Origin of the sequence: Polaribacter filamentus (assembly GCF_002943715.1) — a bacterium.
In the GTDB taxonomy this organism is placed as follows: domain Bacteria; phylum Bacteroidota; class Bacteroidia; order Flavobacteriales; family Flavobacteriaceae; genus Polaribacter; species Polaribacter filamentus.
On sequence record NZ_MQUA01000004.1, the window covers coordinates 60,519 to 77,099 of the forward strand.

13 protein-coding genes and 1 riboswitch are annotated in these 16,581 nt (G+C 33.1%); of the genes, 11 read left to right on the forward strand and 2 right to left on the reverse strand.

The window, feature by feature from the left end:
- Positions 1-108 precede the first annotated feature (108 nt).
- On the reverse strand, positions 109-336 hold the full coding sequence (locus BST83_RS19505; RefSeq protein WP_146092075.1) for a hypothetical protein: 228 nt from the start codon (positions 334-336) through the stop codon (positions 109-111).
- 234 nt (positions 337-570) lie between these two features.
- Positions 571-1,860 carry a methionine adenosyltransferase gene (gene metK / locus BST83_RS00400; RefSeq protein ID WP_104808089.1) on the reverse strand — a complete coding sequence of 430 codons (1,290 nt, stop codon included), beginning with the start codon at positions 1,858-1,860 and terminating at the stop codon, positions 571-573.
- Positions 1,861-2,216: 356 nt separating this feature from the next.
- A riboswitch (SAM riboswitch) is annotated at positions 2,217-2,350 on the forward strand.
- A 120-nt stretch (positions 2,351-2,470) separates the two neighbouring features.
- Between metK and BST83_RS00405 the strand changes: the two genes are divergently transcribed.
- The 11 genes from BST83_RS00405 (at position 2,471) to cobA (ending at position 16,577) form a co-directional block, all read left to right on the forward strand.
- The gene (locus BST83_RS00405; protein WP_104808090.1) at positions 2,471-3,745 is read left to right on the forward strand and encodes an O-acetylhomoserine aminocarboxypropyltransferase/cysteine synthase family protein; all 1,275 of its coding nucleotides are present in this window, start codon (positions 2,471-2,473) and stop codon (positions 3,743-3,745) included.
- Between the two features lie 108 nt (positions 3,746-3,853).
- The gene (gene thrA / locus BST83_RS00410; protein ID WP_104808091.1) at positions 3,854-7,255 is read left to right on the forward strand and encodes a bifunctional aspartate kinase/homoserine dehydrogenase I; all 3,402 of its coding nucleotides are present in this window, start codon (positions 3,854-3,856) and stop codon (positions 7,253-7,255) included.
- A 74-nt stretch (positions 7,256-7,329) separates the two neighbouring features.
- Positions 7,330-8,499, forward strand: a complete 1,170-nt coding sequence (locus BST83_RS00415; RefSeq protein WP_104808092.1) for a trans-sulfuration enzyme family protein — start codon at positions 7,330-7,332, stop codon at positions 8,497-8,499.
- A 27-nt stretch (positions 8,500-8,526) separates the two neighbouring features.
- Positions 8,527-8,946 carry an RrF2 family transcriptional regulator gene (locus BST83_RS00420; RefSeq protein WP_104808093.1) on the forward strand — a complete coding sequence of 140 codons (420 nt, stop codon included), beginning with the start codon at positions 8,527-8,529 and terminating at the stop codon, positions 8,944-8,946.
- A gap of 114 nt (positions 8,947-9,060) precedes the next feature.
- Positions 9,061-10,197, forward strand: a complete 1,137-nt coding sequence (locus tag BST83_RS20225; RefSeq protein ID WP_240614577.1) for an acyloxyacyl hydrolase — start codon at positions 9,061-9,063, stop codon at positions 10,195-10,197.
- A 215-nt stretch (positions 10,198-10,412) separates the two neighbouring features.
- Complete coding sequence (locus BST83_RS00435; protein WP_104808094.1) at positions 10,413-10,676, forward strand: DUF2061 domain-containing protein; 264 nt, start codon at positions 10,413-10,415, stop codon at positions 10,674-10,676.
- The gene (locus BST83_RS00440; RefSeq protein WP_205853526.1) at positions 10,676-11,290 is read left to right on the forward strand and encodes a phosphoadenosine phosphosulfate reductase domain-containing protein; all 615 of its coding nucleotides are present in this window, start codon (positions 10,676-10,678) and stop codon (positions 11,288-11,290) included. Before BST83_RS00435 ends, BST83_RS00440 begins: the two co-directional genes overlap by 1 nt.
- Before the next feature lie 11 nt (positions 11,291-11,301).
- Complete coding sequence (gene cysD / locus BST83_RS00445; RefSeq protein ID WP_104808288.1) at positions 11,302-12,207, forward strand: sulfate adenylyltransferase subunit CysD; 906 nt, start codon at positions 11,302-11,304, stop codon at positions 12,205-12,207.
- An 84-nt stretch (positions 12,208-12,291) separates the two neighbouring features.
- Complete coding sequence (locus BST83_RS00450; RefSeq protein ID WP_104808290.1) at positions 12,292-13,539, forward strand: sulfate adenylyltransferase subunit 1; 1,248 nt, start codon at positions 12,292-12,294, stop codon at positions 13,537-13,539.
- 157 nt (positions 13,540-13,696) lie between these two features.
- Complete coding sequence (locus tag BST83_RS00455; protein WP_104808095.1) at positions 13,697-15,799, forward strand: ferredoxin-like domain-containing protein; 2,103 nt, start codon at positions 13,697-13,699, stop codon at positions 15,797-15,799.
- A gap of 7 nt (positions 15,800-15,806) precedes the next feature.
- Complete coding sequence (cobA, locus tag BST83_RS00460) at positions 15,807-16,577, forward strand: uroporphyrinogen-III C-methyltransferase (RefSeq protein ID WP_104808096.1); 771 nt, start codon at positions 15,807-15,809, stop codon at positions 16,575-16,577.
- Positions 16,578-16,581: the final 4 nt, after the last annotated feature.

A 16,581-nucleotide genomic window follows, 5' to 3' on the forward strand; every position in this document is an offset into this window, starting at 1 on the left:
AAGCGGTTTATCCTTCTTTTTGGTCGGTAACTGTAAACAATTCTTATAGAAAAGTTAGCAATAAGACACTTATGATCTTAATTTTCTTCGAATGTTGAAACGGATAAACTAAAAAATCTCATACTTTACATAAGGTGTCGCATCAACAATTGTTAATGTTACGGCTCTTTCTGTTTCAAAATTAAAGTTATTTGGTATGGATATGATCTCTAAAACTTTTATTGCGTCTATTGGGACCTTTCCTGTTTCCGGTTGTTGTAAATCGCCCTCTCTTGGCACACAGGAACTAAAAATTACAAAGAAAATTACTGGAAAGTATCGGTTAAAAGTTTTCATCTTATAGGGATCAATGTATTATTTAAACTGCTTTAAAGATATGCGCATAAACATGCTCATTGTTAAAATAAAGATGAATACAGTTTTAGTTGCAATACATAGCAAATAGGTGACGATAAGCGGTATTTGCAAGCATAAACGTGACCGTAATTGATGCTTTCATAAAAGGAAACGACAAAAAAAAAGACTGTCTTTTCAAACAGTCTTATAGCGGTAATTATCTTGTAAGGTTTCTTATAATTTAAAAGCCTTTTTTATAGCATCCACATAATCCAACTTCTCCCAAGTAAATGTTTCTACTTCTTCGGTCGCAGTCTGACCCATCGGGTTTGTAAAGGTTACTGTTTTTATTTCCGGCGTTCTTCCCATGTGACCATAGGCAGCAGTTTCAGAATAAATTGGCGCTCTTAGCTTTAAACGTTTCTCAATAAAATACGGACGCATATCAAACAGCGTTTCTACAACTTTACTGATCTCTCCATCCGTTAAATTTACGGTGGATGTTCTATACGTATCCACATTAATACTTGTTGGTTTAGCAACACCAATGGCATACGAAACTTGCACTAAAACCTCTTTACAAAGACCTGCAGCAACTAAGTTTTTAGCAATGTGTCTGGTTGCGTAGGCTCCAGATCTGTCTACTTTACTTGGGTCTTTTCCAGAAAATGCGCCTCCACCATGTGCGCCTTTTCCTCCGTACGTGTCTACAATAATTTTACGTCCTGTTAAACCCGTATCCCCATGAGGACCACCAATTACAAAAACCCCTGTTGGGTTTATGTGATACGTAATGTCATCCGTAAATAACTTCTTAATATTAGCAGGCAAATCGGCAACAACTCTCGATATTAAAATAGATTTCATGTCAGAAGCAATTCTATCTAACATTGCATCATTGGCAATCTTCTTATCTTCTTTACTTGCGGATGAAGGTTTTATAAAATCATCATGTTGCGTAGAGATTACAATTGCATCAATTCTTTGCGGCACATTGTCATCAGAATACTCGATAGTCACTTGACTTTTTGCATCGGGTCTTAAATACGTAATCTCTTTATGTTCTCTTCGTATTTTAGCCAACTCGATCAACAATCTGTGCGAAATTTCTAAAGCCAAAGGCATATAGTTGTCCGTTTCATCCGTTGCGTAGCCAAACATCATTCCTTGGTCTCCAGCACCTTGATCTTCGGGGTTTGCTCTGTCAACTCCTTGGTTAATGTCTGGTGATTGCTCGTGAATTGCAGATAAAATTCCGCAAGAGTTGCCATCAAACATATAGGCGCTTTGGTTGTAACCAATTTTATTGATCACTTCTCTTGCAATCTGTTGCACGTCTAAATACGTGTTCGATTTTACTTCTCCAGCCAAAATAACTTGACCCGTAGTTACTAAAGTTTCACAAGCAACTTTACTGTTTTTATCAAAAGCTAAAAAATTATCTATTAAAGCATCAGAAATTTGATCTGCAACTTTATCTGGATGTCCTTCAGAAACACTTTCTGAGGTAAATAAATATGACATATAAATCTTCTTTTTATGGATTAATGAAAAATGAAAAGAGATTGCTTGGTCGCTAAAAGTAGTATATTATTACTGCTTTAGCTTTTTTTAATGAGGTTGCAATCAGTTCAAATTTTTCCTCTAAATTCTAATGCAAAGTTACGTTTTAAATCGAGAAAACATAATTTATACGAATAATATTTGATTATAGTATCATTAGTAAAAACAAAACTGTCCAATTTTATATTTCACGATTCTAAAAAATACAACTGTAAAAATGTGATATGTATAATAAATAAAAATAAATCTATTTTTATTTGGTTATTAAATTTTTCTAAGCATATCTTTGCACTCACAAAGTTCAATAATTTATTGAAATGTTATCAAGAAAGGTGGAGGGATTAGACCCTTTGAAACCTTAGCAACCCTTTAGTAATAAAGAAGGTGCTACATTCTACCCTTGTGCTGAACCAGTTTCAGTTCGTCAGAAATGAAAAAGGATAGATAACAAAAAAAGAATTTTCCTTTCTGGATTATTTAATTTTTCTTAATAACATTTTTCTAATAGGAGCATCAATAAAGAATTGATGCACTTGAATTAATTAATTATTAACTCAAAAAAAATAGAAAAATGAGTACACACAAATTCGCAACAAACGCATTACATGCAGGGCATGATGTAAAAGCAAATGGAGGAACAAGAGCCGTTCCTATTTATCAAACAACTTCGTATGTTTTTAACAGTGCAGATCATGCTGCTAATCTTTTTTCATTAAAAGAATTAGGGTTTATTTACACACGTTTAAACAATCCTACGAATCAAATTTTACAAGACCGTTTGGCGGCTATTGAAGGCGGAATCGGAGCAGTCGTTTTTGCTTCTGGAACGGGAGCAATTGCTACAGGTTTATTGACACTTTTAAAAGCAGGCGATCACATTGTGGCTTCAAGTAGTTTGTATGGTGGTACTTACAACTTATTAAGCGTTACTTTGCCTAGATTAGGCATTACAACAACGTTTGTGGATGCTTCAAATCCTGATAATTTTGCTGCTGCTGTGCAGGATAATACAAGAGCCTTTTTTGTAGAATCTTTAGGAAACCCTAAGTTAGATGTGTTAGATTTAGACGCAATTTCTGTACATTCAAGAGCTGCGGAAGTTCCTTTTATTGTTGATAATACAGTAGCAACACCTGCGTTGTTAAATCCTATAAAGCATGGTGCAAATATTGTAATTCATTCACTTACCAAATATATTGGTGGTCAAGGAAACTCTTTAGGAGGCGCAATTATTGATGCTGGAACCTTTAACTGGGCAAACGGGAAATTTCCTGAATTTACAGAACCTTCTGCGGGGTATCATGGTTTAGTATATCATGAAGCTTTAGGCGCAGCGGCGTTTACCTTTAAGTTAATTTTAGAAGGATTGCGTGATTTTGGAGCTGCAATCAGTCCAACAAACGCGTTTAATATTATTCAAGGTCTAGAAACGTTATCAATCCGAATTAAACAACATTCAGAAAATGCATTGGCATTGGCAAAATGGTTGGAGCAACAAGAAGAGGTTGCCTGGGTAAATTATCCTGGTTTAGAAAGTAGTGAATATAAAAAGTTAGCAGATAAATACTTGCCAAAAGGGCAAAGTGGAATCGTTACTTTCGGCGCAAAAGGCGGATTTGAAGCTGCAAAAACAGTATCAAACGAAACAAAGATTTTCTCATTATTGGCGAATATTGGCGATACAAAATCATTAATTATTCATCCTGCAAGTACTACACATCAGCAATTAAATGACGAACAACAGGCGAGCGCTGGTGTTACTCAAGATTTAATTAGATTGTCTGTTGGTATTGAAGATTTAGAAGATTTAAAAGCCGATTTAAAAGCAGCTTTTTCTAAAATATAATAACAATGTGTCATTGAGCGCAGTCGAAAGGTTCTTTTTACCTTTTAAGTTTATGAGTTCTCGACTGCGCTCAAACAGACATACATTTTTTAATAAAATATTTTATACTTGAAAAACCAATTAAAACATATTATCATAAACAATTTCACTACAGAAAGTGGTGTACAATTTAATGACATTCAATTAAGTTATCAATTGTTTGGACAAGAATTAGGCGCTGCACCTATTGTTTTGGTTAATCATGCGTTAACAGGAAATAGCGATGTTGCAGGTGAAAATGGTTGGTGGAAAGATATTATTGGTACTAAAAAAACCATTGATACAAACAATTACACCATTTTAGCCTTTAACATTCCGGGAAATGGTTTCGACGGATTTGTAATTGAGAATTACAAAAGTTTTATTGCAAGAGATGTTGCAAACCTGTTTTTAATCGGATTAAAAGAATTAAAAATTGATGCTATTTTTGCATTCATTGGTGGTTCATTAGGAGGCGGAATTGCCTGGGAAATGATGTTGTTAAACACAAAATTAACCCAACATTTTATCCCGGTTGCAACCGATTGGAAATCTACAGATTGGTTGATTGCCAATTGCCAAATTCAAGAACAATTTTTGGTAAATTCTAGCAATCCTGTGCACGACGCGCGCATGCATGCGATGTTGTGCTACAGAACTCCGGAATCTTTTAAAGAACGTTTTCATCGCTCTAAAAAAGATAATTCAGATATTTTTGATGTAGAAAGTTGGTTGTTGCACCACGGAAATAAATTGCAAGAACGCTATCAATTATCGTCTTATAAATTGATGAATCAGTTACTTAAGACAATTGATGTTACAAATAACGGTAAGAAAAATATAGAAATTTTAGATTCAATTACTGCGGATATTCACATTATTGGCGTCAATTCTGATTTGTTTTTTACTGCGGAAGAAAACAGACAAACGCATAAAAAATTAGCATTAACGAAAGAAAATGTCACCTATAATGAAATAAATTCTGTGCACGGTCATGATGCGTTTTTAATTGAATATGAACAATTACAAACTATTATTGAACCGATTTTCAATAAAGATTATAGAAAGAAAAAAATGAAAGTAGTTAAGTTTGGAGGAAAATCTTTAGCTAACGGAAAAGGAATAAAGAATGCCATTGAAATTATTTTAGATAAATATAACAATGACGAAAAAATTACGGTTGTTGCTTCTGCAAGAGGAAATTCGACAAATGATTTAGAATTGATTTTACAAAAATCAGCCGCTAAAAAGGAGTATAAATCGAAGTTTAAAAAATTTAAAGAATATCAATTAGAACCTAATAGTTCAGTTGATTTTTCTCAAGAATTTTCAAAACTAGAAACCATTTTTGAAGGCGTTTCCTTGTTAGGCGATTATAGTCAGAAAATTAAAGATGAGGTTTTAGCCCAAGGCGAATTGTTGTCCGTAAAATTACTGGCAAGTTTACTAGAAAAAGAAAACATTTCTGCAAATGCAACAGACGCAAGAACGCTAATTATTACGGATGAAAATTTTGGAAATGCACATCCAATCACATCGATTTCTAAAGAGAATGTAATCAATTATTACAAGAAAAATAAAGATACAATTAACATTGTAACTGGTTTTATATCTTCAAACAAAAAAGGAGAAACAACCACTTTAGGCAGAAATGGAAGTAATTACACGGCAGCTTTATTGGCGAATTTTTTAGATGCGGATGAGTTACAAAATTACACACACGTTAGCGGAATTTTCACTGCAAATCCTGATTTAGTAGCAGACGCAAAAAAAATTGAACAATTGTCCTATTCTGAGGCGAATGAATTAGCCAATTTAGGAACCACAATTTTACATGCAAAAACCATTATTCCGTTATTAGAAAAGAACATCAACCTTCGGATTTTAAATACGTTTAACAAAGAAGATAAAGGAACTTTAATTACTGCAGAGTCTTCTATAAAAGGGATTAAATCAATCTCAACAATTGATAATGTTGCACTTCTAAATTTTGAGGGTAGAGGTTTATTGGGTAAAGTTGGTGTTGATGCGCGGATTTTTAAAACTTTAAGCGATCGAAATATTAGTATCAGTATTATTTCTCAAGGTTCATCAGAAAGAGGAATTGGTTTAATTATTGAAGCTGATAGAGCGCAAGAAGCGGTTGCTGCTTTGGAAAAAGAATTCGAAAATGATTTTTATTTGCAAGACGTAAATCAGATTTCTATTTTACATAATGTAGCCGTTATTTCTATTATTGGTCAAGATTTAAGTGAATTTCATCTACCTTATAATGCCTTAATCAAAAACCAAATTGTGCCCGTTTTATTCAATAATACGGTTACTGGAAAAAATGTGAGTTTGGTGGTTAAAAAAGACCAATTACACAAAGCGGTTAATGTAATTCATGGTCAAGTTTTTGGAGTAACCAAGAAAATAAACATATCCATTTTCGGAAAAGGTTTAGTTGGCGGAACGCTGATAGATCAAATTATTGAAAACACGCAATCTGTTTTAGAAAGGAGAAAAATTCAGTTGAATGTTTTTGCTGTTGCAAACTCTAAAAAAGTGTTGTTATCTAAAAACGGAGTGTCTAAAAACTGGAAGCAAGATTTATTAGAAAATGGCGATGAGAATGTTTCTGTGGAGGATGTTATTGAATTTTCAAAAGCGCATCATTTTGAGAATTTAATAGTTGTTGATAATACTGCAAGCGTGGCTTTTGTAAGTAATTATATACCTTTTATTGAAGCTGGTTTCGATTTGGTTTCTTGTAATAAAATTGCGAACACCTTGTCTTTTGATTTTTATAAAGAAATAAGAGCAAAATTAAAAGAATACAAAAAACAATATTTATACGAAACCAATGTTGGTGCAGGTTTACCTCTGATTGATACAATACGGTTATTGCATGAATCAGGAGAGAATATCACCAAAATTAGAGGTGTTTTTTCTGGAACTTTAAGTTATTTATTTAATAACTTTTCTTCGGATAATGTTTCGTTTTCGAAAGTATTAAAAGAAGCGATTGACAAAGGTTTTACAGAACCAGATCCACGGGAAGATTTAGGCGGAAATGATGTTGCTAGGAAATTACTAATTTTAGCAAGGGAATTAGAATTAGAAAATGAATTGAAAGAAGTGGAAATTAAAAATTTAATTCCCCAAAATTTAAGAAGTGGTTCTGCTGACGATTTTTTAGCTAATTTAGAATTGCTGAATGATGAATATCAAACCTTAAAAGACAATCAGAAACCAAATCACGTTTTACGTTATATAGGCGAATTAGGCGGAGATTTATCCAAAGAAAAAGGAAATTTAGAAGTAAAATTAGTTTCAGTCCCTGTAAATACACCTTTAGGTTCTTTAAAAGGATCAGATGCAATTTTTGAAATTTATACAGAATCTTATGGAGAGCAACCTATTGTAATTCAGGGGGCAGGAGCAGGAGCAAGTGTAACTGCAAGAGGCGTTTTTGGTGATATTTTAAGATTGGCGAAACATAATAATTAAATTAGTTGATGGTTTATAGTTTTTGGTTAATAGTCTAAACCACAAACCATTTACCACAAACCAACAACCAACATATGAGCAAACATTTCGAAACACAAGCAATTAGAAATCAGACTGATAGATCACAGTTTTCAGAACATTCTACACCTTTATATTTAACTTCAAGTTTTGTTTTTGAGGATGCAGAAGAAATGCGTGCATCCTTCGCAGAAGAAAAAGAACGAAACTTATACAGTCGATTTACAAACCCGAATACTACAGAGTTTGTAGATAAAATTGTTGCGATGGAAGGTGCAGAAACGGGTTATGCTTTTGCAACCGGAATGTCTGCAATCTTTTCAACATTTGCCGCTTTGTTAAATGCTGGAGATCATATTGTTTCTTGTCGTTCGGTTTTTGGCTCAACACACAGTATGTTTACCAAATATTTACCAAAATGGAATATTGAAACTTCTTATTTTAAGGTGGATGAAGTTCATTTGGTCGAAAGTTTAATTAAAGAAAATACGAAGATTTTATATATTGAAACGCCAACAAATCCGGCAGTAGATATTTTAGATTTAGAGGTAATTGGTGAAATCGCTAAAAAACACAATCTTATTTTTATAGTAGACAACTGTTTTGCAACGCCATATGTGCAACAACCTATTAAATTTGGCGCAGATTTGGTTATTCATTCGGCAACAAAATTAATTGATGGTCAAGGTAGAGTTTTAGGCGGCGTAACAGTTGGTAGAGAAGATTTGATGCGGGAAATTTATCTTTTTGCAAGAAATACAGGACCTGCAATGTCTCCTTTTAATGCGTGGGTTTTATCAAAAAGTTTAGAGACTTTATCAATCCGAGTAGAAAAACATGCAGAAAATGCCTTAAAAGTAGCAATTTTTTTAGAAGGAAATAAAAATGTTGAATTTGTAAAGTATCCGTTTTTAAAAACGCATCCTCAATATGAAGTGGCAAAAAAACAAATGTCACTAGGGGGAAATATTGTTGCTTTCGAAATTAAAGGCGGAATTGACGCAGGAAGAAAGTTTTTAGACAGTATTAAAATGTGTTCTTTATCTGCAAATTTGGGCGATACTAGAACAATTGTTACACATCCATCGTCTACAACACACGGGCGTTTGTCTGAAGAAGATAGATTAGAAGTTGGGATAACAGATGGTTTAGTTCGAATTTCTGTTGGCTTAGAAAATGTTTTAGATATTATTGAAGACATTGAGCAAGCTTTGAATGCTAAATAATAGCATTTATTTATGTAGTTTTGTTTTATGCTCTCAAAGAAAACAAAATACGGAATTAAAGCACTTACTTATTTAGCAAGGCAGGAAAATAAAACACCTGTTCAAATTGCTACGATATCTAAAAGTGAAAATATTTCTTTGAAGTTTTTAGAAAGCATCTTATTAACGCTTCGTAAAAACGGCTTTTTGGGCTCTAAAAAAGGAAAAGGTGGAGGTTATTATTTACTCAAAGAACCTTGTGAAATAGAAATGACAGCGATTATGAGAATTTTAGAAGGACCAATTTCTATGGTTCCTTGTGTGAGTTTAAATTTTTATGAAAAGTGTGATGACTGTCCGGATGAAAATGCTTGTGCTGTTCATAATTTAATGCTGCAAGTAAGAGATAGTACACTTCAAATTTTTAGAAACACCACATTGGCAGATTTAACCAGCAATAAACCGTAGTATTTTTTGATAAAAATCGTGTTACTTCGGATGAAAAAAAACTTGCTACTTCTGCTAATTTTGCTGATTTCCTTCACAAACTTTAGTAAGGATAAAAATGAATCAAAAACGAAGTTGACCAACTTTTTATCAAAATCGTATTATAGTATTAATTTAGGAGGTGTTTTTTATCCTTTTTCAAATGATAATTTAATTGATGGATATCAAACAGAAACTTTTAGCAAAAATTGGTTTTCTGGAAGATTGTTGCTAGGACATAAATTAACGGATGACCTGGCAGTGCAATTCGGAACCATGAGACCCGCTTCTTGGTTTAAATACGACAATGTAAATAACATTGGTTATGATAGAAGTGTTTGGATAAATGCATGGTCGTTATCACTTAAAAAAGATTTTAAATTACATAAAAACACTTCTTTTTATGCAGAAGCAGGGATTGTAAATTTAACAAGATTTGGTTTTTTAATAGGAGATAAAGAAATCTATGAAGATGCGCATTATGGAAGTTTGTTATATGGTTTTGGAGTGCAACATCGTTTAACTGATACATGGAGATTGTCTTTAAATGGAACATTTTTGCCGAAATCAGCAAAACATAATCAGCCTCCGATATCTCAATTTTCTTTGGGTTTTGAGTATCATTTACAACAACTTGATGATAAAAAATCGCAAGAATTTGCTAGTAATGAACATTTTTTTTCAACCAATATTTTACAGGTTAGTTATGGCACAAGTGCGATTGGTTTTGGAGTAAATCGTTTTTTTGGGATGAGTTTAAAAGTGGGTAGTTTTGAGAGTTTTGGGATTCCTGTTTTTTGGGTAGGAGAAGTAAAAGCAAAACATGCTTTTTCGGTAACTTATCAAAGATTGATTTTTAGAACAGAAAAGATTTTTTCTTTAGATTGGGGTACAAGTGTTACTGCTTTTCAGTCTGAACTAATAGGCGAAAATATATTTGCATTTTCAATATTTCCGGTTTTACGCTTTTATCTATTAAGAAAAAAAGACTTCGATTTTTACACAAACTATTCTATAATTGGCCCTACTTTTTTAACAAAAAGTAATATTGATAGCTTAGAAACTGGGCCAAAAATCACCTACCAAGATACGATGGGTTTTGGTGTTTTCTTCGGAAAAGAAAGAAAGTATAACTTCGAATTACGCATTATGCATTATTCAAATGGGAATATTTTTACAGGAAATGATGGTGTTGCAGTTCCGCTTCAATTTACTTTAGGTAAAACATTTTAAGTATCTCAATTATTTTTTTATCAGCATAATATATTCTTAAGCTACAACCTTATAGTACTAAGATATTCCTAAAATAAAGCTCTTTTTTTTGATAATCTACTAAATCTATAGGGTTTATAGTTATTTTAAGTATTTGAATACTAATTTTTATAAAAATAAGCTGTAGGTTTGCATATCCTATTAATTTAGTAGGGTAATACAAATGCTTAATTTTTATGATTGCAGCGCAAATGATTTTTAGTAAAAAAATTGCAGAACACAGTTTTGAAGAAGATAAAGTTTCTGAAAAACCATTAAGAAGTATTGCGAAGGCTTTAAGTTGGAGAGTTATTGGAACCCTAGACACATTAGTCGTTTCGTATGTTTTAACAGGTAAAATAACTTTAGCAGCATCCATAGCATCAGTAGATTTTATAACCAAATTAGTCTTGTATTTCTTTCACGAGAGAGCTTGGAATAAATTAAAATGGGGGAAATAATGAGTTTGAATTTAGAAGAAATCAATAAAAAATTAAAAGATAAAAGTCCGATAGAAATTATTTCTTGGGCAATCTCCTTTGCGAAAAACCCGTTAATTACAACCAACTTTAGACCTTATGAAGTAGCGATTTTAAAAGCAGTTACAGAGGTTCAAAAAGACATTAAAGTAATTTGGTGCGACACGGGTTATAATACTTTGCAGACTTATAAACACGCAGAGGAAATTATCAAAAAACTGAATTTAAACGTTCATTTGTATACGCCAAAACAGACAGTTGCACATAGAAATGTGGTTTTAGGAGTTCCATCTATCGAAGATCCAAAACATACACTGTTTACAGAACAAGTAAAATTGGAACCATTTGCTAGAGCAATGAAAGACCATCAGCCAGATGTGTGGTTTACAAACTTAAGAAAAGGTCAAACGGCATTTAGAAATAGTATTGATGTTGTTTCTCAAAGCAAAGACGGAATTGTAAAAGTAAGTCCGTTTTACAACTGGACCGATGAACAATTAGATACTTATTTAGTTGAAAAAAATTTACCAAATGAGTTTGTTTATTTCGATCCAACAAAAGTAGAAAGCAACAGAGAATGTGGTTTGCATATTTAAAAGACATGATTATGAATCAAAGAACAATACAAGTAGATGCTTTAGAAAGCGAAGCAATTTACATTTTTAGAGAAGTAGTTGCTCAGTTTGAAAAACCGGTGTTATTATTTTCTGGAGGAAAAGACAGTATTACATTAGTACGTTTAGCACAAAAAGCATTTTATCCAGCGAAAATTCCTTTTCCATTAATGCATATTGATACAGGTCATAATTTTCCTGAAACGATTGAATTTAGAGACCGATTAGTGAAAGAATTAGGTGCGGAATTAATTGTTAGAAACGTTCAAGATAATATCGATTCTGGAAGAGTAAAAGAAGAAACGGGCAGGTATGCAAGCAGAAATATGTTGCAAACAGAAACCCTTTTAGATGCTATTGAAGAGTTTGGTTTTGATGCTTGTATTGGCGGAGCAAGAAGAGATGAAGAAAAAGCGAGAGCTAAAGAAAGAATTTTTTCTGTAAGAGATGATTTTGGGCAATGGGATGAAAAAAACCAACGTCCAGAAGTATTTGATATGTTAAACGGAAAAATTGATTTAGGACAAAATGTTCGTGTTTTTCCTATTTCTAATTGGACAGAATTAGATGTTTGGTCTTATATAAAAGCAGAAAATATAGAAATTCCTTCTATTTATTTTGCGCACATCAGACCTACTTTTTTGAGAGATGGAATGATCTGGTCTTCTGATGACGAAATTGTTTTTCGAGAAGAAAGTGAACTGATAGCGCATAGATTAGTTAGATTCAGAACCGTTGGAGACATGAGTTGCACTGCAGCCGTGCTTTCTAAAGCAGCTACTATTGATGCAGTTGTGAAAGAAATTAGAGCATCGACCATTTCAGAAAGAGGCGCACGAATTGATGATAAACGCTCTGAGGCTGCCATGGAAAAGAGAAAACAACAGGGGTATTTTTAAAATTAGTTGTTAGTAATTAGTTTTTAGTTGCTGGTTTCAGTGAGAACTAAAAACGAAAAACGATCACCCAAAAACCAAAACAAAATGAAAGTACTAAAAATAGCAACAGCAGGAAGTGTAGATGACGGTAAAAGCACCTTAATCGGTCGTATTTTATATGATACAAAATCACTCACGGATGATAAATTAGCAGCGATTGAAGAAAAAAGTAGACAACGTGGTTTTGACTATTTAGATTTTTCTTTGGCAACGGATGGTTTAATTGCCGAGCGGGAACAAGGAATTACCATTGATGTAGCTCATATTTATTTTTCAACACCATCAAAAAGTTTCATTATAGCAGATACTCCTGGTCATATAGAATACACAAGAAATATGGTTACAGGAGCTTCAACTGCGCAGGCTTCCATTGTTTTAATTGATGCTAGAAACGGAGTCGTAGAGCAAACCTATCGTCATTTTTTTATCAATAATTTATTGAGAATTAAAGAGGTTGTAATTGCGATTAATAAAATGGATTTGGTTGATTTTTCCGAAGAAAAATACAACATTATTAAAGGAGAAATTGAATATTTAGCTAGTAAAAGTGAGTATAAAGGTCAGAACTTAACGTTCATTCCTTTGTCTGCTTTGCAAGGCGATAATGTGGTTGAGAAATCAGAAAACACCCCTTGGTACAAAGGTGAAACTTTACTACATCATTTAGAAAATTTAGATTCAGAAGATATTTCTGAGGTTTCTCAAGTTCGTTTTCCTGTACAAACAGTTATCAGACCAAAAACTGAAAAATTTCATGATTTTAGAGGATACGCTGGTAAAATCTATGGTGGAGATTTAGAAATAGGGGATGAAGTTTTGGTATTGCCATCTTTAACAAAATCGAGAATTAAAGGCATTCATTTTTTTGATAAAGAATATGCACGAGCAAAAACCGGAAGTTCTGTAACGATTACGCTAGAAGATAATGTAAATGTGAGTAGAGGCGATATGTTGGTAAAAGTAAATGAAGCGCCAAAAATTTCGAAAGAACTAGAAGCTACAATTTGTTGGATGGATAAAGAACCTTTACAAGCATCACAAAAATATTTTATCAAACATGGAGTAAATGATGCACAAGCAAAAATTACGCAATTATCAAGCATTATAAGAACAGATTTTTCAGGAATAGAAGAAAATCCGTCCCAATTAGTATTGAATCAAATTGGGGATATTCAATTAAAATTGAGCAAACCATTGTTATTCGATACCTATAAAGATAATAAATCGAATGGATCTTTTATACTAATCAATCCAAAAACAAACAATACAGTTGGTGTGGGTTTTATCAAATAAAAAGCTCTCTTTTAATCCCCTGAAGGTTGAATTTAGCGGGTTTGTGAATACAAAAATAAAAAATAATTAACAAATATTCTTACCGCCCCAGTAAGAGTCCCTTCCTAGGCCTGCATTGAGCGCAGTCGAAAAGGGAAGGTTAGGATGGGCTTTTTATATGCAAAGTTTTAGAACAGAAATAGAAAATCCAATTGTAGAAAAAGATATTATTGAATTAGCAGATAAAATTGCACAATTCAATAATCTACAAATAGATGAAGAAAAATTTAGAAGTTTACGTTTAGCAAGAGGAGTTTACGGTCAGCGCCAAGCGGGCGTGCAAATGATTCGTATTAAATTACCTTTTGGTAAAGTCGTGAGCAATCAATTAAGAAGAATTGCTGGTGTTTCTGATGAATATTCAAGAGGTAGATTGCACATTACAACGCGTCAAGATATTCAAATTCACTATGTAGATTTGCAAAGAACTCCAGAATTGTGGGCAGAATTAGAACGTGACGACGTTACAATGCGAGAAGCTTGCGGAAATGTGGTAAGAAATGTTACCGCATCAGAAACTGCTGGTATTGATGTTAAGGAACCTTTTGACGTTTCACCGTATGCAGATGCCTTATTTAAATTCTTTTTACGAAACCCAATTTGCCAGGAAATGGGACGTAAATTCAAGGTTTCTTTTTCTGCTACGGATGAAGATACAGGTTTGTCGTATTTGCATGATTTAGGATATATCGCTAAAATAGAAAACGGAATTAGAGGTTTTAAAGTAATGGTTGCCGGCGGATTAGGTTCTCAACCAAGACACGCAGAAGTGCTCTATGATTTTCTACCTTCGGATAAAATTATTCCGGTGATGGAAGGAGTTTTAAGAGTTTTTGATCGTTTTGGAGAACGTAAAAGTCGCGCCAAAGCAAGAATGAAATTCTTATTAAAAGATATCGGATTAGAAGCTTTTAGAGATTTAATTGAAGAAGAACAAAAAGCAATTGAGTTTAAAACAGTTGTTATTGATTCGGATTCTTATGTTCCTTCAAAACCAATTAGTGTTAAAGCGCCACAAGTAGAAATAAAAGATCAAGTTGCGTTCGATTTATGGAAATCAACAAATTTAATTCCACAAAAACAAGAAGGCTATGTTGCTATCGGAATTAAAGTTTTATTGGGTGATTTTTATACAGACAAAGCAAGATTATTAGCCGATTTAGTCGATAATTATGCCGCTAAAGAAATCCGTTTAACATTAAGGCAAAATATTGTAATTCCGTTTGTAAAGTTAGATTTAGTGCCGCTTTTTTACATTGAACTAGAAAAATTAGGTTTTGTAGCAGCAGGTTATAACAAAGCGGTAGATATTACGGCATGTCCAGGAACAGATACTTGTAATTTAGGAATTGCAAGTAGCACAGGAATTGCGGTAGAATTAGAAAAAGTGATTGCAGCAGAGTATCCGCAGTATTTAGAAAACTCAGATTTAGTCATTAAAATTAGTGGTTGTATGAATGCTTGTGGACAGCATAATATGGCAAATATTGGTTTTCAAGGAATGACGGTACGAACGCCAGAAAAACTAATTGCGCCAGCATTACAAGTTTTATTAGGCGGTGGAAATTTCGGAAACGGAAATGGAGCTTTTGCAGATAAAGTAGTAAAAGTACCAAGTAAAAGAGGACCAGAAGCGTTGCGTAGAATTTTAAATGATTTTGAAGCCAATGCAAACGGAAAGCAGTTTGTCGAATATTATAAGGTAACAGGTGAACGTTACTTTTACGATCTTTTAAATGATTTACAAGATGTTACCAATTTAAAACAAGAAGATTTTATTGATTGGGGCGAAGAAGATAAATATGTAAAAGAAATAGGAATTGGAGAATGTGCCGGAGTTGTGATTGATTTAATTGCCACTTTATTTTTAGAAAGCGAAGAAAAAATTGACAATGCAAAAGAAGCTTTTGAAAACGGGGTCTATTCGGGCGCTATTTATTACGCGTATCAGTCTTTAGTAAATTCGGCAAAAGCATCTTTATTGGCAGAGGATGAAAAAACAAATAACCAAGCAACCATTATTTCTCAATTTGATGAAGTATTTATTTTATCCAAAAAAATAGCCTTGGAAACTTCTTTTTCAGAATTGATTTATCAAATTAATAAAAATGCGCCAACTAAAGAATTTGCTAAAAGATATATAGAAAATTCAACTGTTTTTTTGCAAAAAGTAAGAGCATATAGAAATGCTGAGATTTCGATTTTAGAAAAATCTAATTAAAGAAAAGATGAATTTAAAGAAACCAAAATTAACTGTTGTAGGTGCGGGTCCAGGAGATATTGATTTAATCACTGTAAAAGCACTCAAAGTTTTAAAAACTGCGGATGTTGTCTTATATGACGCTTTGGTAAATCAAGAACTGTTAGCGTTTATTAACCCAAAAGCAGCACTTATTTTTGTTGGTAAACGCAGAGGTTGTTACAAATATCAACAAGAACAAATTAATGAATTAATTGTTGCTCGGGCAAATTCTCACGGACATGTAGTTCGTTTAAAAGGAGGTGATCCATTTATTTTTGGCAGAGGAGCAGAAGAAATGGAATATGCCGCAAATTATGGGATAGAAGTAGCAGTTGTTCCTGGAATTTCATCCTCATTAGCAGTGCCAGCTTCTCAAAATATTCCCTTAACAAAACGCGGAAGTGCAGAAAGTTTCTGGGTAATTACAGGCACTACAAAAGAGCATCAAATATCTTCTGATATTAAATTAGCAGCGAAATCAAATGCTACGGTCGTAATTTTAATGGGAATGAGCAAATTGCCGCAAATTGTAAAATTATTTCAAGCGGAAGGTAAAAATGATTTACCGATTGCTATTATTCAAGACGGAACAACATCCAAAGAAAAAACAGGAATCGGAACAGTGGATACTATCGAACAAATTGTTGCTGAAAAGGAATTAAGAAATCCTGCGATTATTGTTTTAGGGGAAGTGGTAAAACATCGTCAAACAATTTTAGAAATTCAGGCAGAGTATTCAACCGAATTAATAGGATAATTTG

Excerpts from the sequence above, each read along its gene's own strand:
- BST83_RS00405 (WP_104808090.1), top strand. The coding sequence starts at position 2,471 with ATGAGTACACACAAATTCGCAACAAACGCATTACATGCAGGGCATGAT.
- BST83_RS00420 (WP_104808093.1), top strand. The coding sequence starts at position 8,527 with ATGCTCTCAAAGAAAACAAAATACGGAATTAAAGCACTTACTTATTTA.
- BST83_RS00450 (WP_104808290.1), top strand. The coding sequence starts at position 12,292 with ATGAAAGTACTAAAAATAGCAACAGCAGGAAGTGTAGATGACGGTAAA.
- cobA (WP_104808096.1), top strand. The coding sequence starts at position 15,807 with ATGAATTTAAAGAAACCAAAATTAACTGTTGTAGGTGCGGGTCCAGGA.
- BST83_RS00415 (WP_104808092.1), top strand. The coding sequence starts at position 7,330 with ATGAGCAAACATTTCGAAACACAAGCAATTAGAAATCAGACTGATAGA.
- BST83_RS00440 (WP_205853526.1), top strand. The coding sequence starts at position 10,676 with ATGAGTTTGAATTTAGAAGAAATCAATAAAAAATTAAAAGATAAAAGT.
- BST83_RS00435 (WP_104808094.1), top strand. The coding sequence starts at position 10,413 with ATGATTGCAGCGCAAATGATTTTTAGTAAAAAAATTGCAGAACACAGT.
- metK (WP_104808089.1), bottom strand. The coding sequence starts at position 1,860 with ATGTCATATTTATTTACCTCAGAAAGTGTTTCTGAAGGACATCCAGAT.
- BST83_RS19505 (WP_146092075.1), bottom strand. The coding sequence starts at position 336 with ATGAAAACTTTTAACCGATACTTTCCAGTAATTTTCTTTGTAATTTTT.
- cysD (WP_104808288.1), top strand. The coding sequence starts at position 11,302 with ATGAATCAAAGAACAATACAAGTAGATGCTTTAGAAAGCGAAGCAATT.
- BST83_RS00455 (WP_104808095.1), top strand. The coding sequence starts at position 13,697 with ATGCAAAGTTTTAGAACAGAAATAGAAAATCCAATTGTAGAAAAAGAT.